The organism is Pseudomonas sp. TE3910, assembly GCF_056279025.1.
Genome location: NZ_JBWBQN010000001.1, coordinates 1,605,220 through 1,628,543 on the forward strand (window position 1 = coordinate 1,605,220; position 23,324 = coordinate 1,628,543).

Here is a 23,324-nt window from a genome sequence, read left to right on the forward strand (position 1 = left end):
ATATAGAGCATGAAGTACATTTTTGACATCATCAAAGGCACCTACACCCAGCTGCGCAGCCTGGTGATGGTGTTCTCCCACGGGTTCCGCAAACGCGACACCCTGCAGTACCCGGAAGAGCCGGTCTACCTGCCACCGCGCTACCGTGGTCGCATCGTCCTGACCCGCGATCCCGATGGTGAAGAGCGCTGTGTAGCGTGCAACCTGTGTGCCGTGGCCTGCCCGGTCGGTTGCATCTCGCTGCAGAAAGCCGAAACCGACGACGGTCGCTGGTACCCCGAGTTCTTCCGCATCAACTTCTCGCGCTGCATTTTCTGCGGCCTCTGCGAGGAAGCCTGCCCGACCACCGCGATCCAGCTGACGCCGGATTTCGAAATGGCCGAGTTCAAACGTCAGGACCTGGTGTACGAGAAAGAAGATCTGCTGATCTCCGGCCCCGGCAAGAACCCTGATTACAACTTCTACCGTGTTGCAGGTATGGCGGTTGCCGGCAAGCCGAAAGGCGCTGCGCAGAACGAAGCCGAGCCGATCAACGTGAAGAGCTTGCTCCCTTAAGGAAGAAAGATGGAATTCGCTTTCTATTTCGCATCCGGTGTCGCTGTGGTGTCCACCCTTCGGGTGATCACCAACACCAACCCGGTACACGCCCTGCTCTACCTGATCATTTCGCTGATCTCCGTGGCGATGACCTTCTTCGCCCTCGGCGCGCCGTTTGCCGGCGTACTGGAAGTGATCGCCTACGCTGGCGCCATCATGGTGCTGTTCGTCTTCGTGGTGATGATGCTCAACCTGGGGCCGGCTTCGGTTCGCCAGGAGCGCGACTGGCTCAAGCCCGGTATCTGGGCGGGGCCGGTGTTCCTCGGCGCCCTGCTGCTGCTGGAACTGCTCTATGTGCTGTTCGGCAATCAAAGTGGTGTTGGCATCGGCCACACCACTGTCGATGCCAAGGCCGTCGGCATCAGCCTGTTCGGCCCTTACCTGCTGGTGGTGGAACTGGCCTCGATGCTGCTGCTCGCTGCAGCGGTAACGGCATTCCACCTCGGCCGCAACGAGGCGAAGGAGTAACGACATGCCTGCAATTCCTCTCGAACATGGCCTGGCCGTCGCCGGCATCCTGTTCTGCCTCGGTCTGGTCGGGCTGATGGTGCGCCGCAACATTCTTTTCGTGCTGATGAGCCTGGAAATCATGATGAACGCCTCGGCACTGGCGTTCATTGTCGCGGGCAGCCGTTGGGCGCAGCCGGATGGACAGATCATGTTCATCCTGGTGATCAGCCTGGCAGCGGCCGAGGCCAGTATTGGCCTGGCGATCCTGTTGCAGCTGTATCGCCGCTTCCACACTCTCGATATCGATGTAGCCAGTGAGATGCGCGGATGAACCTTCTCTTTCTGACTTTCGTATTTCCCCTGATCGGCTTCCTGCTGCTGTCGTTCTCGCGCGGACGGTTCTCGGAGAACCTCTCGGCGCTGATCGGCGTCGGCTCGGTAGGCCTCTCGGCCATCGTCGCGGCCTACGTGATCTGGCAGTTCAACGTTGCACCGCCTGCAGGCGGTGCGTACAGCCAGCTGCTGTGGCAGTGGATGTCGGTAGACGGCTTCGCACCCAACTTCACCCTGTACCTGGATGGCCTGTCGGTCACCATGCTGGGTGTGGTGGTCGGCGTCGGCTTCCTGATCCACCTGTTCGCCTCCTGGTACATGCGCGGTGAAGCGGGCTACTCGCGCTTCTTCGCCTACACCAACCTGTTCATTGCCAGCATGTTGTTCCTGATCCTGGGCGACAACCTGCTGTTCATCTACTTCGGTTGGGAAGGCGTGGGCCTGTGCTCCTACCTGTTGATCGGTTTCTACTACAGCAACCGCAACAACGGTAATGCCGCACTCAAAGCCTTCATCGTGACCCGTATCGGCGACGTGTTCATGGCCATCGGCCTGTTCATCCTGTTCCAGCAACTGGGTACCCTGAACGTCCAGGAACTGCTGGTACGCGCACCGGAGCACTTCAAGGCCGGTGACTTCTGGATCGTCATGGCCACCCTGATGCTGCTGGGCGGCGCGGTCGGTAAATCCGCCCAACTGCCACTGCAGACCTGGCTGGCTGACGCGATGGCGGGCCCAACCCCGGTTTCGGCACTGATCCACGCCGCGACCATGGTGACCGCCGGTGTCTACCTGATCGCCCGTACCCACGGCCTGTTCGCCCTTGCGCCGGACGTGCTGCACCTGGTCGGCGTGGTCGGCGGTGTCACTCTGGTACTGGCTGGCTTCGCCGCGCTGGTTCAAACCGACATCAAGCGTATCCTCGCCTACTCGACCATGAGCCAGATCGGCTACATGTTCCTGGCCCTGGGCGTTGGCGCCTGGGAAGGCGCGATCTTCCACCTGATGACCCACGCCTTCTTCAAGGCCCTGCTGTTCCTTGCCTCCGGTGCGGTCATCGTTGCCTGCCACCACGAGCAGAACATCTTCAAGATGGGTGGCCTGTGGAAGAAGCTGCCGCTGGCCTACGCCAGCTTCATCGTCGGTGGTGCCGCCCTGGCTGCCCTGCCGCTGCTGACCGCCGGTTTCTACTCCAAGGACGAAATCCTCTGGGAAGCCTTCGCCAGTGGTAACAACGGTCTGCTGTACGCCGGCCTGGTCGGTGCTTTCATGACCTCGCTGTACACCTTCCGCCTGATCTTCATCGCCTTCCACGGCGAAGCCAAGACCGAAGCCCATGCTGGCCACGGGATTTCCCACTGGCTGCCGCTGGGCGTGCTGATCGTACTGTCCACCTTCGTCGGTGCCTGGATTCATCCACCACTGGCCGGTGTACTGCCGCAGAGCGCCGGCCATGCCGGTGGCGAAGCCAAGCACAGCCTGGAAATCGCCTCGGGCGCCATTGCCATCGCCGGTATCCTGCTGGCAGCCGTGCTGTTCCTGGGCAAACGTCGCCTGGTAACGGCCATCGCCAACAGCGGCATCGGTCGCGTGTTGTCGGCCTGGTGGTTCGCTGCCTGGGGCTTCGACTGGATCTACGACAAGCTGTTCGTCAAACCTTACCTGCTGATCAGCCATGTGCTGCGCAAGGACCCGGTTGACCGCAGCATTGGTCTGGTGCCGCGTCTGGCACGTGGTGGCCACGCTGCCATGAGCCGTACCGAAACCGGTCAGCTGCGCTGGTACACCGCCTCGATCGCCGCAGGTGCCGTGATTGTTCTCGGCGCTGTGTTGTTGGCTGCGGTCTGATATGAACCTTGCGACTTTGCGAAAGGAATTGAGCCCGTCATGATTTTGCCTTGGCTGATCCTGATCCCCTTCATCGGCGGCCTGCTGTGCTGGCTGGGTGAGCGCTTCGGCGCCACCCTGCCACGCTGGATTGCGCTGCTGACCATGTCCCTGTTGCTCGGTATCGGCCTCTGGCTGTGGGCACACGGTGACTACACCCTCGCCCCGGCACCGGGTACCGAGCCTGCCTGGACTGTCGAATACAAAGTGCTCTGGATCGAGCGCTTCGGCATCAGCCTGCACCTGGGCCTGGACGGCCTGTCGCTGCTGATGATCTTGCTCACCGGCCTGCTCGGTGTGCTTTCGGTCCTCTGCTCGTGGAAAGAGATCCAGCGCCACGTCGGCTTCTTCCACCTCAACCTGATGTGGATCCTGGGCGGCGTGGTCGGGGTGTTCCTGGCCCTGGACCTGTTCCTGTTCTTCTTCTTCTGGGAAATGATGCTGGTGCCGATGTATTTCCTCATCGCGCTCTGGGGTCACAGCTCGGCAGACGGCAAGAAGACCCGGATCTACGCAGCAACCAAGTTCTTCATCTACACCCAGGCCAGCGGCCTGATCATGTTGGTGGCGATCCTGGGCCTGGTACTGGTGAACTACAACACCACCGGCGTACTGACCTTCGACTACAGCACACTGCTCAAGGCCGAACTGCCAGCCGGTACCGAGTACCTGCTGATGCTGGGCTTCTTCATCGCCTTCGCGGTGAAACTGCCGGTTGTACCGTTCCACTCCTGGCTGCCTGACGCTCACGCCCAGGCACCTACCGCAGGTTCCGTGGACCTGGCGGGTATTTTGCTGAAAACCGCTGCCTACGGTCTGCTGCGTTTCGCCCTGCCGCTGTTCCCGAATGCCTCGGCGGAATTCGCGCCAATCGCCATGACCCTCGGTCTGATCGGGATTTTCTACGGCGCATTCCTGGCCTTCGCCCAAACCGACATCAAGCGCCTGATCGCGTTCTCCAGCGTCTCGCACATGGGCTTCGTGCTGATCGGTATCTACTCCGGCAGCCAGCAAGCACTGCAAGGTGCTGTGATCCAGATGCTCGCACACGGTCTGTCGGCTGCGGCACTCTTTATCCTGAGTGGCCAACTGTACGAACGCCTGCACACCCGTGACATGCGTCAGATGGGCGGCCTGTGGCACCGTATCGCTTACCTGCCAGCCATCAGCCTGTTCTTCGCCGCCGCGTCGCTGGGCCTGCCAGGTACCGGTAACTTCGTTGGTGAATTCCTGATCCTGATCGGCAGCTTCGTCAGCTCGCCATGGGTGACTGTGATCGCTACCAGCGGCCTGGTCTTCGGTTCGGTCTACTCGCTGATCATGATCCACCGTGCCTACTTCGGTCCGGCGAAATCCGATGAAGTCCTGGCTGGTATGGACACTCGCGAAATGATCATGGTGCTGGGCCTGGCTGGCCTGCTGATCCTGCTGGGCGTTTACCCGCAGCCGTTCCTCGACACCTCTGCCGCTACCATGAGTGGTGTGCAGCAGTGGCTCGGCACCGCTTTCACTCAACTCGCTTCGGCCCGGTAAGAGCGCTATGGACCTGACGATTCAACACTTTATCGCGCTTGCGCCGCTGCTGATTACCAGTATCACCATTGTTGTGGTGATGCTGGCCATCGCCTGGCGCCGCAATCACTCGCAAACCTTCCTGCTGTCGACCGTGGGCCTGAACCTGGCCCTGCTGTCGATTATTCCAACCCTGAAAGTCACACCCCTGGCGGTCACCCCGCTGCTGACCGTCGACAACTTCGCCTGCCTGTACATGGCGCTGATCCTGGTCGCCACCCTGGCTTGCGTTACCCTCGCCCACGCCTACCTGGGTGAAGGTAAAAGCGGTAAAGGCTACCCGGGCAACCGTGAAGAACTGTACCTGCTGATCCTGATGGCTGCCCTCGGTGGCCTGGTACTGGTCTGTGCACAGCACCTGGCCGGCCTGTTCATCGGCCTGGAGCTGCTCTCGGTACCGGTCTATGGCCTGGTGGCTTACGCGTTCTTCAACAAGCGTTCGCTGGAAGGCGGCATCAAGTACATGGTGCTGTCGGCCGCAGGCTCGGCCTTCCTGCTGTTCGGTATGGCCCTGCTGTACGCTGACGCTGGCAGCCTGACCTTCACCGGTATTGGCAAGGCACTGGCAGCCACTGGCATGCCAAGCCTGCTGGCTCAACTGGGCCTGGGCATGATGCTGGTTGGCCTGGCATTCAAACTGTCGCTGGTACCGTTCCACCTGTGGACCCCGGACGTTTACGAAGGTGCGCCAGCACCGGTCGCAGCGTTCCTGGCCACCGCCAGCAAGGTTGCAGTGTTCGCCGTCGTCGTACGCCTGTTCCTGATCTCGCCGGCGGCCAGCAGCGGCGTACTGACCACCGTGCTGTCGGTGATCGCCGTCGCCTCGATCCTGATCGGTAACCTCTTGGCGCTGACCCAGAGCAACCTCAAGCGTCTGCTCGGTTACTCGTCCATCGCCCACTTCGGTTACCTGCTGATTGCCCTGGTGGCCAGCAAGGGCCTGGCGATGGAAGCCATCGGCGTGTACCTGGTCACCTACGTGATCACCAGCCTCGGTGCCTTCGGTGTGATCACCCTGATGTCGTCGCCGTACAACGGCCGTGACGCTGACGCCCTGTACGAGTATCGCGGCCTGTTCTGGCGCCGTCCGTACCTGACCGCCGTACTGACCGTGATGATGCTGTCGCTTGCAGGTATCCCGCTGACCGCAGGCTTCATCGGCAAGTTCTACATCATTGCGACCGGTGTCGAATCGCAGCTGTGGTGGCTGGTCGGCGCCCTGGTACTGGGCAGCGCCATCGGCGTGTTCTACTACCTGCGTGTCATGGTTACCCTGTACCTGATCGAACCAAACCTGCGTCGTCACGATGCCCCGCTGAACTGGGAACAGCGCACTGGCGGCGTCATGCTGCTGGCCATCGCGATCCTGGCCTTCGTGCTGGGCGTGTACCCGCAGCCGCTGCTGGACATGGTCCAACACGCCGGGTTTCAGCTGATCGGTTGATCGCCCAGGTAACAATCGCTTTAGTAACAACAGACACCCCGCCTCGGCGGGGTGTTTTGTTTTCCGGGCAACGACTGTGCTTCGTCTTGTAGTTGCGGCGTCAGATAGCCGCCTCATAACCTGGAATTCTTGATAATGCGATCCACCCTCCCCCGCTCTCCACTGGCGCTGCTGTTCGTCTGCGCCACCACGGTACAGGCCGACGACGCTGTCGAACTGGGTCAGGTGCTGATTCAGGAGCAGGAACAGAGCGAACTGGCCTCGGCCAAAGAGCGCCTGCAGCGGGTGCCGGGCGGGACCAATCTGGTGGATATGCAGCAGGTCGAGCAAGGCCGGGTTGCCAGCAACCAGGATGTGCTGGCCTACCAGCCCGGTGTATTTGCGCAATCCGCCGGTAATGATGGGGTCAAGTTGTCGATTCGAGGCTCGGGCATCAACCGCGCACCGGGCAGCCACGGTTCGGGGGTGTACACCCTGCTCGACGGTCTGCCACTGACTGGCCCCCGGTGGTACCCCCTACGAACTGTTCGAACCGCTGTGGCTGAGCCGCGCCGAAGTGCTGCGCGGCGCCAATGGCTTCGACAAGGGCGCGCTGGCATTGGGCGGAGCCATCGACTACATCACCCACACCGGGTATGACGCTGCGCCCCTGCAAGTTCGTTATGAAGCCGGCAGCCGTGGCTACATGAAGCGCCAGATCAGTTCCGGCCAGGTGCTGGGCGACCTGGATTACTACGTGGCGGCTACTGACTCGGCATACGACGGTTATCAGGATCACAGCAGCGGCAGCAGCAAAGGCATCGCCGCCAACGTCGGCTACCGCTTCAACCCGAACCTGGAAACCCGCTTCTACCTGCGTTATCGGGAAACCGAGAACGACCTGGCCGGGCGCCTGACCAAAGCACAGATCAAGCATGATCCACGGGCTGCAAACCCGACCTACCTCTCCCGTGACGCCAGCCGCCCACAGCCGGGCAGCACCTGGCTGGCGAACAAGACTACCTTCTTTCTGGATGACGATTCACGCCTGGAGGCCGGGTTGGTGTATCACGACTACCCGATGGACCTGCGTGAAGGCCTGAACCGCCTGAAGGTGGCCTACACCGATGTCAGTGGTACGTTGAACTACTTCCGTCGAGACACCCTGTTCGACCGCGAGAGCAACACCTCGATCGGCTGGCGGTCGACCAAGCATCTGCCCAATAGCGGCGCATCCGAGTATGTACGGGTGCAACAGGGTACTAACCTCAACACCCCAATCGGTACCAAAACCCGCGACTTCAGCTATCAGGGCTCTGACAACGTATTGCACGCCAGCAACGAGCTGGAGCTGGTGCCGGATCTGTGGCTGACCACCGGCCTGGCGCTGATCTACACCCGCCGGGAAAGCGATGTCAGCTATCCCGCCGATGGCGGCAAGGTCAGCCAGCACGACTGGGACTATGCCCCGCGCGTCGGTCTGCGTTATGCCTTCAACCCGCAGTTGGAGGTCTACGGCAACCTCAGCCGCTCGGTCGAGCCGCCACACCCATGGGCGTTGATCTGGAGTGCCAACGAACGCTTCACCAGCGGCCCGGCCGCCAAACTTCAGAAAACCCCCGTCGAACTGCAGAATCAGACCGCCACCACCCTTGAACTCGGCGCTCGTGGCGACTCGGCACTGGGGCGCTGGGATCTGGCCTGGTACTACGCTGCGGTACGCCATGAACTACTGGCAGTCGAAACGGTGCCTGGCAATCCACCCACCGAAATCAACGCCAGCCCTACGGTTCATCAGGGCATCGAAGCCGGCCTGGACAGCCTGCTCTGGGAGCGTGCTGCCGTGGGCAAGGTGTCGTTGCGTCAGGCCTACACCTTCAGCGATTTCCACTACCGTGATGACGACGTCTTCGGTGACAACCGCTTGCCCGGCATTCCGATGCATTTCTACCAGGCCGAAGTGCGCTTCGATCACCCGACGGGCTTCTATGCCGGGCTCAATACGCAGATGGCCTCCAAGGTACAGGTCGACTACGCCAACTCTTACCCCGCCGACGCCTATGCACTGCTGGGGGCGACATTTGGCTTCAACGCGCCGAAAAACGACTGGCAAACCTGGCTGGACCTGCGCAACCTGACCAACAAGCGGTATGCCGCCACCGTGACACCGGGCTACAACGACCACGGCAATGACATCGCCCGCTCGACACCCGGCGAGGGCTTCGGGGCCTACGTTGGCGTGTCCTACAGCCTGCGCTGAACCATTACCCATAGTGGGGCCACCTGATCCTGTGGCCCCGCACCCGGGCATTGCTGTAGATCAATAAAAGCAGCGGCGCAGTGAGGTAGCCTCTGCGCCTTTTTCAGCTGCGACCCGATCTCCCATGACCAGCCTCGCCAAACCCGAATTACTTGCCCCTGCCGGCACCCTAAAGAACATGCGCTATGCCTTCGCCTATGGCGCCGACGCGGTCTATGCCGGGCAACCGCGCTATAGCCTGCGGGTGCGCAACAACGAATTCGACCATGAGAATCTGGCCATCGGCATAAAGGAAGCCCAGGCCCAGGGCAAGCAATTCTATGTGGTGGTCAACATCGCACCGCATAACGCCAAGCTGAAAACCTTCCTCAAGGACCTGGAGCCGGTGATCGCCATGGGCCCGGATGCACTGATCATGTCCGACCCCGGCCTGATCATGCTGGTTCGTCGGCATTTCCCCGAGATGCCGATTCATCTTTCCGTACAGGCCAACACGGTGAACTGGGCCAGCGTGGAGTTCTGGCGCGGGCTGGGCCTGACCCGGGTCATCCTGTCCCGCGAGTTGTCGCTGGAGGAGATCGAGGAAATTCGCCAGCAGGTTCCCGAAATGGAACTGGAGGTGTTCGTTCACGGCGCGCTGTGCATGGCGTATTCCGGGCGCTGCCTGTTGTCAGGCTACCTAAACAAGCGTGACGCCAACCAGGGCTCATGCACCAATGCCTGCCGCTGGAAGTACAGCGCCACACCGGCCACGGAAAATGTAACCGGTGAGATCGTCCGCGAAGTCGAGCCGACACTGGGCCTGGGCGCGCCGACCGATGAAGTCTTCCTGCTGGAAGAAAGCAACCGTCCTGGCGAAGAGATGCCGGCATTCGAAGACGAGCACGGCACCTACATCATGAACGCCAAGGACCTGCGGGCGGTACAGCACGTCGGGCGCTTGACCAAGATGGGCGTTCACTCGCTGAAAATCGAGGGCCGCACCAAATCGCACTTCTATTGCGCACGCACCACTCAGGCCTACCGCCAGGCAATTGATGATGCCGTAGCAGGCCGCGAGTTCGACCGCTCGTTGATGCTCAATCTGGAGTCACTGGCGCAACGGGGTTACACCGAGGGGTTTCTGCGCCGCCATGTGCATGACGAGTATCAGAACTACCAACGTGGCAACTCGCAGTCTGAGCGCCAGCAGTTCGTTGGCGAGCTGACCGGTGAGCGGGTCGATGGGCTGGCCGAAGTGCAGGTGAAAAACCGCTTTGGCCTTGGCGATCACCTTGAACTGATGACGCCACGTGGCAACTACCATTTCGACCTGCATCAGTTGCGCAATCGCCAGGGCCAACCGATCGAGGTTGCCCCTGGCGATGGCCATACCGTCTACCTGCCGATTCCTGAGCAGGTCAACCTGGAGTACGGCCTCCTGCTGCGTGACCTGACCCTGTAACGGCCGGTGTCGGCCAGCCTTAGCGCTGGCCGACCTGGAGTCAGAGTTTGACCTTGCGGCGCATGATGCCGTTGACGATGACCACGACGACCGCCACACCGATGGCGATGTACTGGAACACCTTTTCGCTGATCACACCGTCTTTCTGCAGGTAGGACAGCCCCAGCATGGTTGCCAGCACCAGCAGGGACAACAGGATGGAGTATTTAAGGCGTTGGCCTTGAGTCATGTGGGTTTCCTTGACGCGTGGAAGACAAAAATCAAACGCGAATAATACAACGTCCAATCCTCTCACAAGGATATTTTCCCGGTTCTGCCCTACCGACCAACTTGCAAACATGAGCGCTCAAGCACTAACGTCCCTCGCGGAGCATCCTCATGCGCATACCCCACCTGCTCAGTACAGTCGGCCTGCTGGTCTGTATTGAGGCTCAAGCACTGCAAACCATAGACCTCGACCCCTCGCACCTGAAAGCACTCGGAACCAGCCTGGCGAACAGCGCAGGCAACAGCCAATGGCAGCAATTGTGGCAACGTTCTCGACAGGCCGGGCACCTGGGTAGCCCGGAAACACGCGAAGCCTTCACCATCTCCATGCAGGAAATACCGTCACTGGTAAAAGCCACGCTGGCCTCGGCTGAACGTGTTCAAGGGTTGAAAAAAACCCAGGCGTTGTACCGACGCGACTTCGCACCTCAGGTCGTCGGCGCACGCGGCGGCACCCCACTCACCGCTGTCTGCCTGTGGGTTGATTGGCGTTCCTTCCCCGACAATGCGCTGCCTCGCCAAACCGCATTGATGGCTCAGGTCAGCCTGTTGGTCACCCACCCTTGCGACTGACGCTGGTAGCGCCAAGCAGCGGCTATGCCGTTGTGGTGGCAGGCCGAAAACCGGGGCTTTGCGCCTGTTACGCCGCGGAATACCCACACCCCTTCGCCATTTTTCCCACCGAACATAAGCAGGAACAGCTACTGGTACAGACCCGCTTGCTACCTAGATCTTTTGTCGCGCAGTGCCCGAGAATCAACCCATGACGCCGACCAACGCAGCCAGCCGGTACGGCACTGCTGATCACGCTGATTGCTGACGGCTAACACCTACCGCAGGCCCAAATGGCTTGCTCATTGACAAGGAAGTGATCATGGAACTCTGCGACCTGAACCGCATCGACATCACCCAACTGCCTCATTCCCTGCAAGCCTTGATCGCGTGTGTCGGGCTGGAAAGCGCGTATCGCCTGACCTGCATCTACGGCGGCAGGCCCAAGTACATTCCCAAGCACCCAGGCCGCACGACGCTGGCCGACGTACTGCCCAATGAACAGCTTGAGGCCTTGATCAAACGCTATGCCGGTACGGCCCTGGAGATTCCCAAACCCGACCACTTCAACCGGCAACTGCGCAACCAACAGATTCAACAGGAAAGCTCGCACGGCCTGTCCCGTAGCGTGCTGGCCGACAAATACGGCCTGAGCCTGCGCCAGATCGGCAATATCCGGCGTCAAGAAGCTCACGCCCGCCACACCGCGTAACGGTAACCGCGCACTCACGCGCACTTCACGATAAGGAAATCTCAACATGGCAACTATCGATAACAGCCTCATCGGCTCGGTCATGAACGCACTGCCACTGGACCGGATGATCTCCGGGCCACTGCAGGCCATGATTCAGGCGCAGGTTAGCGCCAGTAAATCCTACGCAGACTTCCTCATGGGCGTCTGTATCCAGGATGGCAAGGCTGTCGCCATCCAATTCGACTATGAAGAAACCCTCACAGACGAACAGGGTGTCTATCAGGGTACCGTCGCCAAGAAAATGCAGATCCCTCTGCTGGCGGCCATCACCCACCCGAACATCGCCATTGAAGAAGGTAACATCGAGTTCGAGCTGACCATCAGCCAGCAGGCCGAAAGCAGCTCTGAAACCGGTGGCAGCGCTGAGTTTGGCGCCTCCATTGGCTGGGGCCCGTTCAAGATGAGCGTCAAAGGCCAGGTCAGCCACAAGTCAACACAAACCCGCAAGACCGACACCCGCGCGCGTTACGCGTTCAACACCCGCGTCAAACGCCAGGATCCGCCAGAAGCCTTGATGCGCGTCATCGACTTCCTGACCGATGCCGCCACCAAGCCGGTCATGCTTCCCAACACCGAGGCGCAGAACAAGGACGCCTTGCCTGAATCCAAACTGCCAATGCCAGACCAGGTACAACAAACCACTAACTGACACGCGACAACAGGTTCCGCTCTGATGAGCGGAGCCTCCCCGTCCCTCGCCAAAGGAGCCCAGCCTCTTGGAACGCAGTCCTAACGACAAAGAGCCCCTTGCCACCTGCGACCTGGCTGACATTACCCGAGGTCTGCAGGACGCCGCAGCGGCGGCGAACAACCTGATCGCACAACAGTACATCAAGCTGTTTGACCAGTTTTTTGACTATGACGCCGAAGCCTTGGGCGCCCCGATGAAAGCCAAGATGGTTGATGTCGCCATGGATGACCGACATACCTTGAGCATCCCCCTGATCACGCTGGTGTCACCACGCGGCCTGGCCCTGGAGCGGATGCAAGTCGACCTCTCGGTAAAGATCCAGAACACCGAACTGGCCGATGCAAGCCATGTACTGGAAAACAGCGCACTCAAGCACGAACGGTTCATGGTCACCGTAGGCGCTCAGAACAAGCGCCAAGGCGATCATCGTGACCCGGACGAAGTACAGATTCGCATGCAGTTTCAGGCCTGCGAACCGCCCGAGGCATTGAATCGTCTGATCGAAGAGTACACCCAACTGATTACCCCCTGCCGCCAGCCCGATCCTGCACCGCCATCCGCGGACAACGAGTTCATCGCCGCTGCAACCGTTCGCTGACTCAGAAGTCGCGTTTGTAAAACAGATCAAGCGAACTGGCGATCCCACTGGCGGCTTCCAGGTAGAGCTTTTTACTCAACAGGTAGCGCAAGGCAATGGTGTTGGCCGGTTCGAATACGCCCACGCCATAACGCAAGCTCAGGCGTTCCGTCAGGTTGCCGCTGGCGACCACGCTGGTGCTGGCGCCGCTCCCCTGAGTGTCGAGCTGGAAGTCGTCGATACCGAGGCTTTTCGCCAGGCTACCGGTCAGGTCCGAACTGCCCGCCAGCCCCAAGCCCAGCGCCGCTTGTGCAAGCATGTTGTTGTCCTCACCGGTACTGCCCAATGGCCGCCCCAATACCAGATACGACAAGGCCTGCTCCTGGCTCATGGCCGGCTCGGAAAACACCTGGGTGGTCGGCTGTTCAGCACTGCCACTGAGGCGAATACCCGCGATCACGTCATCGGTTTTGCGTACGGCCTCGATGTCCAGATACGGCTGATCGATAGGGCCTGCAAACAGCAATCTTGCGCGGCGGATGGTCAAGCGCTGGCCATAGGCGCGATAACGGCCATCAACCAGGCTCAGCTCACCACGGGTATCGAGGTTGTCGCCGATATGCACGGCACCCCGCAGGTTGGCACTCAAACCAAACCCTCTGAACGACAGCTTGTCCTGCCCTACCTCGACGTCGACGTTCATGGCCATCGCCAAGGGGGCCTGACCCGCTTCGGTCTGGTGGCCGACGATCACCGTATCATCGGATACCTTGACGGTGGATGGCGGCAACTCGCGGATGCTGATCTTGCCCTTGGGCACCAGCACTTTGCCTGTGATTGCCAACTTGTCGCCTTGCAGGCCGATGTTCAGGTCCGGGGCTACCTCCAGCACGGCGTAGGGCTCGACGTTGACTGGCAAGCGCTGACCATGAACACGCAGGTCGACCGCCAACGCGCGCGCCCAGCCGATCTGACCACTCAACTGTCCCTGGCCAGTCTCGCCACTTTTCCAGTCACCCTGCAACTGAACCTGCTCACCGGCGATCACGGCACGCAAGGTCAGCTCACGCAGGCTGATGGGCAGTTCTGCACCGCTGGCCTCGCCCTGCGAAAGGGTCAGGCTACCGTTGACCTGTGGCGCCAGCAACGTGCCGGACAACCTGCCGCTGCCATTCAACTGGCCGGCCAAGCGCTCGACCATCGGAACAAAAGGCCGGGCGATGGAAAGGTCCAGGCCATTCAAACTGAACGTACCACTGACAGGTTTGTTTTTCGCCAGCGGATCAAGACGCGTGTCCAAGGTCAGCTCACCCAGTCGCTCGGCACGAAACGCCAAACGGGAATCTACCCGCCGTGGGCCCAAGGTGCTGTCCAGGCGCAGGGTCTGGTAAGGGAAATCCAGCCACTGGCCTTTCTCGCGCAGCCTCAGGGTGCCACCACTGGCATCAACCTGAACCCGTCCTTTGGGCCCGCTGGCCGGCAGGTCAAGGTTGATATCGGCATTGAGTTGGCCGTTCCAGGCAAAGTCTTTCGGCAACCATTGGGCCAGGCTCTGCAACGGGAACTGCTTGAGGTGATAACGCAGCTTGGGCTCGGGGGCCAGGCGCTGGTCTTCGCCGCACAGGCTGGCATCACCCGAACGCCAGCAATGAGCAAAGAAGTCAATCTGGCCATTCGCCAGGCGCTGTAGCCGGGCCGGGGCCTGCAACTGCCAATCCTGGCCTCCGGCCTGGATACGCCCACTGGCCAGGCGCCCCCGCCAGTTGTCTTTGTCCAGCTGACCGTCCAATTCGAGGTCAAGCACCAGTTGCGGCCCCTTCAGGCCCAGGCGCAATTGCTGTTGACGCCTGTCGCCCTGCCCCTTGGCAGTAAGCGTACCCATTCCCGTTTCACCCAACTGGATCGCACCGGCCTCCAACTCAATCCGTACACGTTGTGCCGAGTCCATCTGCGCGCTGAGATCCAGGCGTTGCAGATGGTTCTGGGCCTGGGCCAACTGCTGCCCTTGCAGGGTCAATTGCCCTTGTGGGGCCTTGAGTGTGCCCGCAACGTCCAGGCGCCCTTTCAAACGCCCCTGCAGTTGCGGCCAGAGCTGCCCTAAACGGGGCATGTCGAGGTCGAGCTGGCCGGCCAGACGCTGCTGAAGGCTGCCGCTACCGTTGATACGGTTGTCCCCCAGCCGAACCTCCAGGGTGCCCAAGGTCCACTGTTCACCTGCACCGCCAGCCTTGGCCTGAAGCAGCGCCGGCTGGCCACGCAGGCGGCCCTTGAGGTTTACGTCGGCATCCAGACGCAGGTGGCCATCCTTGAACTCGCCCGTGCTGCGCAACGGCCCAGCCAATGTACCGGGCAACTCGGCCAGCCAATACGCAGGATTGAGCGCGGACAACTCCAGTGCCGTATCCCAGGCAATGCCTTGAGCGAACTGCACCCGCAGGTTACCGGCGGCCTTACCCTGACCCGCACTCAGAACAAGCTGCGGCAAGTCGATAGCCTTGAGATCGCCCTTGAACGGGCTGCTGATCTTGAACGCACCGGCCGGGCCGTCCAGGTCACCGGCAAAATCCCCTTCGTAACGCCCTTCCTGGTAACGGACCTGGCCATTGAAACGACGCAGGGTGACCTGCGGCGCGTCATCCAGCGGGTAAAGGCGCAACCAGGGGAAGTCCAGCCACTCAAGCTGAGCGCTGGCCTTGATGCTCTGTTGCCAGTCGGCAGTGGCCTTGAGCCTGAGGTACTGTTCTGCGGCGGCGTTCAGGTCGAGCGCTGACAGTTCGGCACCACGGGCATCGACCCGGCCTTGCAGGGCCAAGGCGATCGGGCCCTGCGAGGCCGGCAGGCTGGCATTGCCCGCGAGCCGGTAACCCGCGCTCAGGTCGCCTTCACCGGTCAGCAACACCTGATTGAGCTGCAGGGTATCCGGCAGGTCGGCGCTCGCCTTGAAGGCGTCGGCGCTGATACGCACCTTGGCCGGCAGGTTCGCCGCCAGCGGCTGCAACTGCCCATCGAGTCGTCCCTGCAAATAGCCCGTACTGTCCGCGCTCACCCGCAACGTCTGCTGCAGGTCACCGTCCACCGTCACAGCCAATTGCCACGGCTGCCCATCCACTGCAGGTAATTGCAGTTGGCCGCTGGCCTGCATGGGCCAGTCGCCTTCAGGCTTAAGCATCCCCTGCAGCGCCAGGTGCAAATCCTCGCGCTGAACCTGCAGGCGATCAATACGCAGGCCCTCGACGCTCCAACGCGCCGCCAGTTGCAACTCACTCAACTGTTCATTGCCATCCAACGTCAGTCGACCAACCTGTAGCTCACCCAGTTCGATGTTCAGCGGCAATACCAGGGCCGGCAACTGCAGCGGGCCGCTGTCTGTCGAGGGCTCACCGGGGGCAAACGCCAGGTCCACCCGCTCGGCGCGTAGCTGGGTTACGCATAACGTCATCCGCAACAGGCAGGCGGGCGACCACGCCAGCAACGGCTGCGTCAACTCGACCCGGTTACCCGACTGCTCCCACAACAGGCGCTTGGCCTGCCACTGCCCTGCCAGCCGCCCTTGGAAGTCGTCCAGTTGCAACCCTGGCACCCGGTTCAGTACCCAACGGCTGCCCGCCTGCGTACCCAATACAGCGGCCACACCGAAGACCACAATCAGCAGTACGCCGACCAGGCCGATGGCAATCCCTTTAAACACACGACTCACAGTTCCGGCCCCATGGAAAAGTGCAAACGAATACCGCCCTCGTCATCCAGCGCGTGGGCGAGGTCCAGGCGCAGTGGGCCCACCGGAGATACCCAGCGCACACCAAGACCGACGCCGGTCTTGAGGCTGGGCAGTTCCAGACTGTTGAATGAGTTGCCTTGATCGACGAAGGTCGCCACGCGCCACTTCTCGGCAATCGAGTATTGGTACTCAACACTGCCGGCCACCAGGTAGCGGCCACCGATACGGTCACCGTCCGAGTTCTTCGGCGACAGCGTCTGGTAGTCGTAACCGCGCACGCTCTGATCGCCACCGGCGAAAAAACGCAACGACGGCGGCATTGATTTGTAGCCGTTGGTGGCGCTGCCGCCAAACTGTACCCGGCCCAGGAAACGGTGGTTCTGCCCAAGGGTGGTCAAGCCCTTGAGCAGGACATTGCCATGCACCAGGTTGGTGTCCGAGAGCAGGCCTTCCTTCGCGACCTGCGTGTCGAACTGCAGGCGGTAGCCATTGTGCGGATCAATGCGGTTGTCGCTGCGCAGGTAGGCATAACTGACACCGGGCATCAGCAGGTTGCTCAACCCGGAGTCGTCACCCAGGCGATACTCTTCACGCTGCCATTTCAGCGAGATCACCCGCTGCCAACCACTGGGCAACTTGCTGTGCCATTCCGGGCCTACCGTCAGCAGTTTACTGAGGCTGTCGGTATTGGCGATCTCTTCGTTCTGGTAGCCACCGGCAAAACGAAATTTGTCGGTCAGCGGCGGGTCCAGAGGCACGTCGTACCACAGCCCGACGTTCTGCCGTGGGGCCGATACCTCGGTCTCGATACCGTAGCTATGACCTTCAGGGTTAACCCAATGGCGCGTCCAGTTAGCCTTGGCACGAGGCCCGACGTCCGTCGAAAAACCCAGGCCCAAGCCCATGGTACGGGGCTTGCGGGTCTGCAACTGAACCGCCACCGGGATTGTCTGGCCGACGGCTGCCGTCGGTGCCGCATCGACACGCACCCCCTCGAAGTAGCCACTGGACTGCAGCGCATTGTTGAGCTCGGCGATCAGCTCAGCATCATAGGGCGCACCTTCCTGGAACGGCACCATCCTGCGCAGCAGGTCCTCATCGAAAGGGCTGTCACCGGTAAACTGGACCTTGCCCAGGGCGTAGCGCGGGCCACTGTCGTAGACCAGCTCGATGTCAGCGACCCCAGCCAGTGGATCGACCGTCAGACGTTGCCGGAGAAACCGGCCACTGAAGAAGCCATAGCGGGAAGCCTGGTTCTGAATCAGCCGCTTGGCGTCCTCATAATGCCCATGGTTGAGCACTTCGCCCGAGCGCAAGTAACGGCTATTGGGAATCCGAAAGGCTTTCAGTTCACTGGCCGGCCCTTGAATACGTACCGTGATGTCACGAATCCGGATTGGCTCGCCCGGCTCAACGGTCATCACCAGGCGTGGTCCCTTGTTCGCCTTGGCCGGGGGTTTGACCTCGGTTTCGATATGAGGCTGGTAGTAGCCCAAGGCCTGGGCCGCTTTTCTGGCCTGCTCGATGGCACCGCGACTGAAGCGCATCAGAGCCTCTTCGTCACGGTCACCCAGGCTACCAATGTAACCTTCGATATTGTCCTTGAGCTCGCTGTTGGCAGGCTTTATCCGAACGACCAGTTCACTTTGTGCACAGACGGCGAAGCTGGCGATGCATAGAATCAAACCACAGGTAAAAGGTGCTGAATACGTCATAAGCACCGATGCTACCAGAGCTTTACGGCAGTCGGGCGACCGCGGCCATCGCTCATTGCTCGATTACGCCCCGATTTGCCGGGAATGCTGGGGGTTCGGGTGAAAAAAAACGTGCTCACGAACAGGCCCTACCGCAATTTCACCAATCTCCTGATAGCCCTGCCGCGCATAAAACGCCAGGTAATGCTCATTGCCGGTGTCCAGAACAACCCCTTGAGAATGCTCATCTTCAGCACACCAGTCGTGCAACGCCTGCAGTAACTGTTCACCAAAGTGCTGGCCCTGAAACTGCGGATGGATACCCAGCAGCGGCAGCACGTGAACCGCGTCAGTGGGTAGGCAGGCCATCAGTGCCGCTTGGTAATCCAGGTAGCGGCGCGTGCAGTTGAACCCGGTGCTCAGCAACATGCGTATACGCCAGGCCCAGCTTTCCGTGACGCTGAGCCGACGTTGTGGTGGTGCAATCAGTGCAACGCCAATCAAGCGCTCCCCGATCAGCAACCCCAACGCGGGCAGTTCTTGATAAAAATGCTGCTGCACCAGCTCTCGCACCGTGGCGCGGATGCGGTGGTCGTAACCAGGGCGCGCCGCTTCGAACAGGTAGGCGAAGGTCGGCTCGCGGCGGTAGGCATGGTAAAGCAACGAGCGGGTCTCATGACTGTAGCCCCCATCGAGCAAGCGGACTTCAGCCGTAACAGCAGTCGATTCGGACATCGTGAAAACCTCCAGGCCTGGGCATTCATTGCCAGCGAGGTGCTCGCTACGCTGGCGCGCCCTCGTGAAGCACGTTAGCAGGCGATCGACTGGGCCGCCACGCTGGTCGTGGCCGACGATGTCAGCTAGCATCCTGACTTTTACCAGGATTGTTGCTTCCATGAAGATCGTCTCGTTCAACATCAACGGCCTGCGCGCCCGGCCCCATCAGTTGGCCGCGTTGATCGAAAAGCACCAACCGGACGTGATCGGCCTGCAAGAAACCAAAGTGGCTGACGAGCAATTCCCACTGGCTGAAGTTCAAGCACTGGGCTACCACGTGAACTTCCATGGTCAAAAGGGCCACTACGGCGTCGCCCTGCTCTCGCGCCAAGCGCCATTGAGCCTGTTCAAGGGCTTCAGTACCGACGAGGAAGACGCCCAGCGCCGTTTCATCTGGGGCACCTTCGCCGACGCCGATGGCACACCGATCACCATCATGAACGGCTACTTCCCCCAGGGTGAAAGTCGCGACCACCCCACCAAATTCCCGGCCAAACAGCGTTTCTACAACGACCTGCAAACCCTGCTTGAAAGCCAGTTCCAGAACCAGCAGCCCTTGGTGGTGATGGGCGACGTGAACATCTCCCCGGAAGACTGCGACATTGGTATCGGCCCGGACAACGCCAAGCGCTGGCTCAAGACCGGTAAATGCAGCTTCTTGCCGGAAGAACGCGAGTGGATGGCACGGCTGAAAAACTGGGGCCTGGTCGACAGCTTCCGCCACCTGAACCCTGACGTTTGCGACCGTTTCAGCTGGTTTGACTACCGCAGCCGTGGTTTCGAGGATGAACCCAAGCGTGGCCTGCGCATTGACCTGATCATGACCTCTCAAGGGCTGCTGCCACGGCTCAAGGATGCGGGCGTCGATTACGAACTGCGCGGCATGGAAAAACCCTCGGACCACGCACCGATCTGGCTGGAATTGAGCTAAGCCCCGCCCCTGGCTAGCCTGCATCCCACATGTGGGAGCGGGCTTGCCCGCGATGCAAACACCGCGAACGCCAAGGCACCCCACCGACACCCGGTGGCAGACAACGCCGATGTTCAGTCCAGCTTGAGCTGGCTGATCGTGTCTTTATCAGCGTCCTTGTACTGCTGCGCCGTCATCTCTTCAAGATTGTCGACCGTGCGTTCATAGCTGTCTGCGGACGCACACACGTGTGCCTCAAAACGACTGGGGCCGCGGCTGTCCGGATCCTCGGCCAGGCGCTTGGCTTCAAGCGCCTCACAGTGTTCCGTGTACTGCGCAAGGTTCGCCTTCGATGACTCAAGATGAGCAGCCTGATCCTTTTCGGCTTGCGCCAGGGCCGCCTCATCCTGTTTTTCACGGATATCCGCAGCAAGGTCCAGGACATCCTCGGCGTCCTTGCCATCCAGTGCCTTGGCCATTCGCGCCCGGTCAAGCCCGTATGCTTCCCTGACCACTGTCAGCGCCCGATCAAACGCCGCTTTCTGCTCCAGGTCCATACCCTGACTCATGGCCAACATCGACGCAGAAAATGATGCTTCACTGGTACTGTCGACGTGCGTCGCACACGCCGCAAGCAGTGCAAAGGAAGACACCAGTAACCTCACGCTTAGCCGTTGCAGCATCGGTCGATCCTCACGTCAGGCGTTTGGCCACAGCGAACCACGCAAAATGCGTGTTTCTCAGAGGGTAGTACCAATGTTGCCGGCGTACCATTCAGCCAAAATCCTCTGAGCCTTCGTCATCTTGCGGTCATCGTACTGTCTTAATCTCCCGGCACGACCTCTAGCCGCGAGCACCCACTGGCATGTTCCCCCTTGTTTTTCGGCTGCTCCTCAGCCTGTTAGCCGCCCTCCCCATCGCCGCGCACGCCGGGCAAACGGTACTGCGCCTGCAGGGCTCCAACACCATCGGCAGCGTGCTGGCGCCAGCCTTGGTGCGCGGCATGCTGCAAGCGCAAGGCGTGCAGGACATCCAGATCCTGCCCGGCACGGTTGCCAACGAAGTCCAGGTACAAGGCCACACTGCTCAGGGCGAGTTGATCCAGGTGAATATTGCGGCCCACGGGTCGAGCACCGGTTTTACCGCGCTTAAAAACGGTGACGCCGACCTCGCGGCGGCCTCGCGCCCGATAAAAGACAGCGAACTGGTCGACCTGGAAGCGCTTGGCGATCTGAAAAGTGCCGAGGCCGAGCAGGTGATCGCCCTTGATGGCATGGCGGTCATCGTCCACCCGGACAATCCCTTGCCACAATTGACGACCGAACAGTTGGCAAAAATTTTCGCAGGCCGCATTACGACCTGGGACGCGCTCGGTCTCGGCAGCGGGCCGATCCGCTTGTACGCTCGCGACGATCGCTCCGGTACGTTCGAGACGTTCAAGAGCCTGGTACTCGACCCCCATGACCTGACGCTGGCAACCAGTACCACACGGTTTGAGTCGGGTGAGCAGTTGGCCGCCGAAGTTCGTCGTGATCGTCAGGCAATCGGTTTCAGCAGCCTGAGCTCAGTGCACGGCGCCAAAGTCCTGGCCATCGCCGACGGCGCGGCGAGTGCGATGTTGCCGACACCCGGGCTGATCGCCAGCGAAGATTATCCGCTGGCCCGTCGGCTGTATTTCTACCTGCCACCCGGCCAGCACAACCCCTGGGCCCAGGCGCTGATTCGCTTTGCACAAAGCGAACCCGGCCAGGCCATCGTCACCGCCAGCGGATTCATTGCCCAGACCGTCCAGGCGATGCCGGTACGGGCCAATGCCGAGATGCCTGCGGCTTATCGAGGTCTGCTTGAACAGGCACAACGGCTCTCGGTGAACTTTCGTTTCGCCGAAGGCAGCGCCACGCTGGACAACAAGGCGCAAGCCGATCTGCAACGGGTGGTCGCGTACCTCAAGCGCACCGGCAAGCTCGACCAGAAAATCAGCCTGGTGGGGTTCGGCGATGCCAAGAACGACCCGGCGCGCGCCACCTTGCTGTCCAAGTTGCGCGCCATGGCCGTGCGCCGCGAGCTGGCCCGGCAAGGCGTGACCGCTCGGGAGATCCTTGGCCTGGGCGCCGAACTGCCGGTGGCGGCGAACGACCAGGACGAAGGCCGAATCCGCAACCGCCGGGTCGAGGTCTGGGTTTACTGAGGCTCGCTGCGAAGTGGCTCGCGCGGTACGTACTTGCCGATCTCGTACTTACCGATCGCGGCGCGGTGGACCTCATCCGGGCCATCGGCCAATCGTAACGTGCGCTGCATGGCGTACATGTAGGCCAGCGGGAAGTCACCGGAAACGCCAGCCCCGCCATGTATTTGAATGGCCCGATCGATCACCTTCAACGCAACGTTTGGTGCCACCACCTTGATCTGGGCGATCTCGCTGCGGGCCACCTTGTTACCCACCGTGTCCATCATGTAGGCCGCCTTGAGCGTCAACAGTCGGGCCATGTCGATCTCCATCCGCGAATCAGCGATCTTGTCGATGTTACCGCCCAGCCGCGCCAGCGGTTTGCCAAAGGCGTTGCGCGCCACTGAACGCTTGCACATCAGTTCCAGGGCGCGCTCGGCCATCCCGATCGAACGCATGCAGTGGTGAATGCGGCCTGGGCCGAGACGGCCCTGGGCAATCTCAAACCCCCGGCCCTCGCCCAGCAATACGTTGTCGTAGGGTACGCGGACATTCTCGAAGAGCACTTCAGCATGACCATGGGGCGCATCGTCATAACCGAACACCGGCAACGGCCTGACAATGTTCACCCCGGGGGTATCGGTAGGCACCAAAATCATCGAGTGCTGTTGATGACGTGGCCCTTCGGGGTTGCTCAAACCCATGAAGATCATGACCTTGCAACGTGGATCGCAGGCGCCGGAGGTCCACCATTTGCGCCCATTGATCACCCACGCGTCGCCATCGCGCACCGCCGTGGCCTGCATATTGGTGGCGTCAGAAGATGCCACGTCCGGCTCGGTCATGGCGAACGCAGAACGAATCTCGCCACGCAACAAGGGCGCCAGCCACTGCTGCTTCTGCGCCTCACTGCCATAGCGCACCAGTACTTCCATGTTGCCGGTGTCCGGCGCAGAGCAGTTGAATGGCTCCGGCCCCAGCAATGAGCGGCCCATGATTTCGGCCAACGGCGCATATTCCAGGTTGGTCAGCCCCGCCCCCAGTTCCGACTCAGGCAAGAACAGGTTCCACAGGCCTTCAGCCTGAGCCCTGCGCTTGAGTTCCTCCATGATTGCAGTCGGCTGCCAGCGATCACCCTCGGCGACCTGACGCTCGAAGACCGCTTCGGCCGGGTAAACATAGGCATCCATGAACGCCGTGACGCGCTCGCGCAATGCCTGGACCTTGGGTGAATAGGCGAAATCCATCGGC

The 23,324-nt window shown here is 61.0% G+C and carries 19 protein-coding genes and 1 pseudogene; 14 read left to right on the forward strand and 6 right to left on the reverse strand.

The window, feature by feature from the left end; translation table 11 throughout:
• Positions 1-9: 9 nt before the first annotated feature.
• From nuoI to trhP, 8 genes and pseudogenes are all read left to right on the forward strand, one after another.
• The gene (gene nuoI, locus ACZ9H3_RS07150) at positions 10-555 is read left to right on the forward strand and encodes an NADH-quinone oxidoreductase subunit NuoI (RefSeq protein WP_065758534.1); all 546 of its coding nucleotides are present in this window, start codon (positions 10-12) and stop codon (positions 553-555) included.
• A gap of 9 nt (positions 556-564) precedes the next feature.
• Positions 565-1,065, forward strand: a complete 501-nt coding sequence (nuoJ, locus tag ACZ9H3_RS07155) for an NADH-quinone oxidoreductase subunit J (protein WP_065758533.1) — start codon at positions 565-567, stop codon at positions 1,063-1,065.
• A gap of 4 nt (positions 1,066-1,069) precedes the next feature.
• On the forward strand, positions 1,070-1,378 hold the full coding sequence (gene nuoK, locus ACZ9H3_RS07160) for an NADH-quinone oxidoreductase subunit NuoK (RefSeq protein ID WP_476220211.1): 309 nt from the start codon (positions 1,070-1,072) through the stop codon (positions 1,376-1,378).
• A complete protein-coding gene (gene nuoL, locus ACZ9H3_RS07165) occupies positions 1,375-3,228 on the forward strand; it encodes an NADH-quinone oxidoreductase subunit L (protein ID WP_065758532.1) in 1,854 nt (617 codons plus the stop codon). The genes nuoK and nuoL overlap by 4 nt, the downstream gene beginning before the upstream one ends.
• Positions 3,229-3,267: 39 nt before the next feature.
• Positions 3,268-4,800: an NADH-quinone oxidoreductase subunit M gene (nuoM, locus tag ACZ9H3_RS07170; protein WP_065758531.1), complete on the forward strand. Its 1,533-nt coding sequence runs from the start codon at positions 3,268-3,270 to the stop codon at positions 4,798-4,800.
• A gap of 7 nt (positions 4,801-4,807) precedes the next feature.
• Entirely contained in the window at positions 4,808-6,283 is a 1,476-nt protein-coding gene (nuoN, locus tag ACZ9H3_RS07175) for an NADH-quinone oxidoreductase subunit NuoN (protein WP_065758530.1), read from the forward strand.
• A gap of 135 nt (positions 6,284-6,418) precedes the next feature.
• Positions 6,419-8,522 (forward strand): annotated as a pseudogene (locus ACZ9H3_RS07180) (TonB-dependent receptor family protein).
• A 124-nt stretch (positions 8,523-8,646) separates the two neighbouring features.
• Positions 8,647-9,966, forward strand: coding sequence for a prephenate-dependent tRNA uridine(34) hydroxylase TrhP (gene trhP, locus ACZ9H3_RS07185; protein ID WP_099775296.1), 1,320 nt, complete (start codon positions 8,647-8,649; stop codon positions 9,964-9,966).
• 40 nt (positions 9,967-10,006) lie between these two features.
• Here trhP and ACZ9H3_RS07190 read toward each other — a convergent pair whose 3' ends face one another.
• On the reverse strand, positions 10,007-10,195 hold the full coding sequence (locus ACZ9H3_RS07190) for a hypothetical protein (protein ID WP_065758527.1): 189 nt from the start codon (positions 10,193-10,195) through the stop codon (positions 10,007-10,009).
• Between the two features lie 149 nt (positions 10,196-10,344).
• Here ACZ9H3_RS07190 and ACZ9H3_RS07195 point away from each other — a divergent pair, with 149 nt between their 5' ends.
• From ACZ9H3_RS07195 to ACZ9H3_RS07210, 4 genes are all read left to right on the forward strand, one after another.
• Positions 10,345-10,806, forward strand: a complete 462-nt coding sequence (locus tag ACZ9H3_RS07195; RefSeq protein ID WP_476220212.1) for a hypothetical protein — start codon at positions 10,345-10,347, stop codon at positions 10,804-10,806.
• Positions 10,807-11,107: 301 nt separating this feature from the next.
• Positions 11,108-11,497 (forward strand): Mor transcription activator family protein, encoded by a 390-nt coding sequence (locus ACZ9H3_RS07200; protein WP_065758525.1) that lies wholly within the window; start codon positions 11,108-11,110, stop codon positions 11,495-11,497.
• A gap of 46 nt (positions 11,498-11,543) precedes the next feature.
• Entirely contained in the window at positions 11,544-12,188 is a 645-nt protein-coding gene (locus ACZ9H3_RS07205) for a DUF2589 domain-containing protein (protein WP_065758524.1), read from the forward strand.
• A gap of 67 nt (positions 12,189-12,255) precedes the next feature.
• Positions 12,256-12,828, forward strand: coding sequence for a DUF2589 domain-containing protein (locus ACZ9H3_RS07210; protein ID WP_065758523.1), 573 nt, complete (start codon positions 12,256-12,258; stop codon positions 12,826-12,828).
• Position 12,829: 1 nt separating this feature from the next.
• Here ACZ9H3_RS07210 and ACZ9H3_RS07215 read toward each other — a convergent pair whose 3' ends face one another.
• The 3 genes from ACZ9H3_RS07215 to ACZ9H3_RS07225 all read right to left on the reverse strand — a co-directional run bounded on the left by ACZ9H3_RS07215 (position 12,830) and on the right by ACZ9H3_RS07225 (position 18,954).
• Positions 12,830-16,504, reverse strand: a complete 3,675-nt coding sequence (locus ACZ9H3_RS07215; RefSeq protein WP_476220213.1) for a translocation/assembly module TamB domain-containing protein — start codon at positions 16,502-16,504, stop codon at positions 12,830-12,832.
• Complete coding sequence (locus ACZ9H3_RS07220; RefSeq protein WP_476220214.1) at positions 16,501-18,240, reverse strand: autotransporter assembly complex protein TamA; 1,740 nt, start codon at positions 18,238-18,240, stop codon at positions 16,501-16,503. Before ACZ9H3_RS07220 ends, ACZ9H3_RS07215 begins: the two co-directional genes overlap by 4 nt.
• A 63-nt stretch (positions 18,241-18,303) precedes the next feature.
• The gene (locus tag ACZ9H3_RS07225) at positions 18,304-18,954 is read right to left on the reverse strand and encodes a GNAT family N-acetyltransferase (protein ID WP_330523553.1); all 651 of its coding nucleotides are present in this window, start codon (positions 18,952-18,954) and stop codon (positions 18,304-18,306) included.
• Positions 18,955-19,114: 160 nt separating this feature from the next.
• Here ACZ9H3_RS07225 and xthA point away from each other — a divergent pair, with 160 nt between their 5' ends.
• A complete protein-coding gene (xthA, locus tag ACZ9H3_RS07230) occupies positions 19,115-19,927 on the forward strand; it encodes an exodeoxyribonuclease III (protein ID WP_330523552.1) in 813 nt (270 codons plus the stop codon).
• A 113-nt stretch (positions 19,928-20,040) separates the two neighbouring features.
• On the opposite strand, the gene ACZ9H3_RS07235 is transcribed toward xthA, so the two are convergent.
• Positions 20,041-20,589, reverse strand: a complete 549-nt coding sequence (locus tag ACZ9H3_RS07235) for a hypothetical protein (protein WP_476220215.1) — start codon at positions 20,587-20,589, stop codon at positions 20,041-20,043.
• 182 nt (positions 20,590-20,771) lie between these two features.
• On the opposite strand from ACZ9H3_RS07235, the gene ACZ9H3_RS07240 reads away from it, so the two are divergent.
• On the forward strand, positions 20,772-22,094 hold the full coding sequence (locus tag ACZ9H3_RS07240; RefSeq protein WP_476220216.1) for a substrate-binding domain-containing protein: 1,323 nt from the start codon (positions 20,772-20,774) through the stop codon (positions 22,092-22,094).
• On the opposite strand, the gene ACZ9H3_RS07245 is transcribed toward ACZ9H3_RS07240, so the two are convergent.
• On the reverse strand, positions 22,088-23,320 hold the full coding sequence (locus ACZ9H3_RS07245; protein WP_454241964.1) for an acyl-CoA dehydrogenase: 1,233 nt from the start codon (positions 23,318-23,320) through the stop codon (positions 22,088-22,090). The two genes, ACZ9H3_RS07240 and ACZ9H3_RS07245, sit on opposite strands and share 7 nt — an antisense overlap.
• Between the last annotated feature and the right edge of the window lie 4 nt (positions 23,321-23,324).

Excerpts from the sequence above, each read along its gene's own strand:
- nuoM (WP_065758531.1), top strand. The coding sequence starts at position 3,268 with ATGATTTTGCCTTGGCTGATCCTGATCCCCTTCATCGGCGGCCTGCTG.
- ACZ9H3_RS07195 (WP_476220212.1), top strand. The coding sequence starts at position 10,345 with ATGCGCATACCCCACCTGCTCAGTACAGTCGGCCTGCTGGTCTGTATT.
- nuoL (WP_065758532.1), top strand. The coding sequence starts at position 1,375 with ATGAACCTTCTCTTTCTGACTTTCGTATTTCCCCTGATCGGCTTCCTG.
- nuoI (WP_065758534.1), top strand. The coding sequence starts at position 10 with ATGAAGTACATTTTTGACATCATCAAAGGCACCTACACCCAGCTGCGC.
- nuoN (WP_065758530.1), top strand. The coding sequence starts at position 4,808 with ATGGACCTGACGATTCAACACTTTATCGCGCTTGCGCCGCTGCTGATT.
- trhP (WP_099775296.1), top strand. The coding sequence starts at position 8,647 with ATGACCAGCCTCGCCAAACCCGAATTACTTGCCCCTGCCGGCACCCTA.
- ACZ9H3_RS07225 (WP_330523553.1), bottom strand. The coding sequence starts at position 18,954 with ATGTCCGAATCGACTGCTGTTACGGCTGAAGTCCGCTTGCTCGATGGG.
- ACZ9H3_RS07205 (WP_065758524.1), top strand. The coding sequence starts at position 11,544 with ATGGCAACTATCGATAACAGCCTCATCGGCTCGGTCATGAACGCACTG.
- ACZ9H3_RS07235 (WP_476220215.1), bottom strand. The coding sequence starts at position 20,589 with ATGCTGCAACGGCTAAGCGTGAGGTTACTGGTGTCTTCCTTTGCACTG.
- xthA (WP_330523552.1), top strand. The coding sequence starts at position 19,115 with ATGAAGATCGTCTCGTTCAACATCAACGGCCTGCGCGCCCGGCCCCAT.
- ACZ9H3_RS07190 (WP_065758527.1), bottom strand. The coding sequence starts at position 10,195 with ATGACTCAAGGCCAACGCCTTAAATACTCCATCCTGTTGTCCCTGCTG.
- nuoK (WP_476220211.1), top strand. The coding sequence starts at position 1,070 with ATGCCTGCAATTCCTCTCGAACATGGCCTGGCCGTCGCCGGCATCCTG.
- ACZ9H3_RS07240 (WP_476220216.1), top strand. The coding sequence starts at position 20,772 with ATGTTCCCCCTTGTTTTTCGGCTGCTCCTCAGCCTGTTAGCCGCCCTC.
- ACZ9H3_RS07200 (WP_065758525.1), top strand. The coding sequence starts at position 11,108 with ATGGAACTCTGCGACCTGAACCGCATCGACATCACCCAACTGCCTCAT.
- nuoJ (WP_065758533.1), top strand. The coding sequence starts at position 565 with ATGGAATTCGCTTTCTATTTCGCATCCGGTGTCGCTGTGGTGTCCACC.
- ACZ9H3_RS07220 (WP_476220214.1), bottom strand. The coding sequence starts at position 18,240 with ATGACGTATTCAGCACCTTTTACCTGTGGTTTGATTCTATGCATCGCC.
- ACZ9H3_RS07245 (WP_454241964.1), bottom strand. The coding sequence starts at position 23,320 with ATGGATTTCGCCTATTCACCCAAGGTCCAGGCATTGCGCGAGCGCGTC.